Source organism: Legionella qingyii (genome assembly GCF_003990155.1).
Lineage (GTDB): Bacteria > Pseudomonadota > Gammaproteobacteria > Legionellales > Legionellaceae > Legionella > Legionella qingyii.
In genome coordinates, this window is record NZ_RZGX01000047.1 from 1 (window position 1) to 1,286 (window position 1,286).

A 1,286-nucleotide genomic window follows, 5' to 3' on the forward strand; every position below is an offset into this window, starting at 1 on the left:
GGCTCTACCCCAAAAAAGGGGGCATTTTAATCAAGTTAGTCTAGACTAACCCATTGATTTGACGGTCAAAAGGAAGATTAAAATGCCCAAGAAAGATTGTATCCTAAATTTACCGGGATATTCTATTAAAAAGGTAAGTGGTGAGAACCCGGTTTTTATCGAAGTTACTTATCGTTGTGTTGTTCGATGTGTTCATTGTGGAAATAAGAAGTTACGTAAAAAAGACAGTTTCATAAGGCGCATCCGCCATGAATCGATTGGCTTGCGTCGTAGTTACTTGTGTATCAAGGCTCATAAGTATTATTGTCCTGCTTGTGGTCGCTATTTTAATCAACGTTTTCCTGGGATAGGTAAATATCAAAGAGCGAGCGAGAGTTTGCGTAAACAGGTGTTTCACTATCATAGCAAAGGAATGAGTCAAAAGGATTTGGCTCGTGATTTAAAGCTGGGTAAATCGACTGTAGAGCGCTGGTATCATTATGGTTATGAGCTTCGCCATAAAAAGATATTAAACCGTCCTTGCCCAAGAGTTCTTGGCCTTGATGAGCATTCATTTAACAGGAAAGTGGGTTATGCAACGACCTTTTGTGACTTAGCGAAACATAAAATATTTGATGTGGTTGAGGGGCGTTCAGAAAAGGATTTAGAAGGTTATCTCAACACGTTAGAAGGAAAAGATAAGGTACAGGTAGTCTGTATTGACTTAAGCTCCAGTTACCGCAAGTTAATCAGGCGTTACTTTCCCAATGCCGTGATTGTTGCTGATCGCTTTCATGTGATACGTTTATTGAATCAATTCTGTTTGCAGACTTATCAACAGATTGACCCTGAAATGAAATATCAGAGAGGTCTCTTGGCCGCATTGAGAACCAATCCCAATAATCTCACTGTAAAGCGATTCAATAGACGAGAACGTTATTTGCAACAACAGCCTGTCATTGCTGCAATATATTACTTTAAACAGCGACTACATCGATTGCTCATGCGAAAACATCGCACCGCAAAGCAGTGTATGCGTTTAATACCGCTCTTCCTTAAACTCATTGCCAGTCTGAAGGAAAGTCCTTTTGACTCACTAAAGACTCTAGGTAAAACATTATACCAATGGAGGGAAGAAGTGGTTAGAATGTGGCGGTTTACTAAAAACAACGGCATAACGGAGGGGTTTCATAGGAAGATGAAGCTGATTCAAAGACGTGCTTATGGATTTAGAAATTTTGAAAATTATAGGTTAAGGGTTAAAGTTTTGTGTTCTTGATTAGTGCCCCCTGATTTGGGGAAGAGCC

Annotated in this window: 1 protein-coding gene; it reads left to right on the top strand. The window is 39.7% G+C overall.

Annotated features, from left to right (window positions below):
* The first annotated feature begins 82 nt into the window (after nt 1–82).
* On the top strand, nt 83–1,258 hold the full coding sequence (locus ELY20_RS16700) for an ISL3 family transposase (RefSeq protein WP_127059520.1): 1,176 nt from the start codon (nt 83–85) through the stop codon (nt 1,256–1,258).
* Nucleotides 1,259–1,286 lie beyond the last annotated feature (28 nt).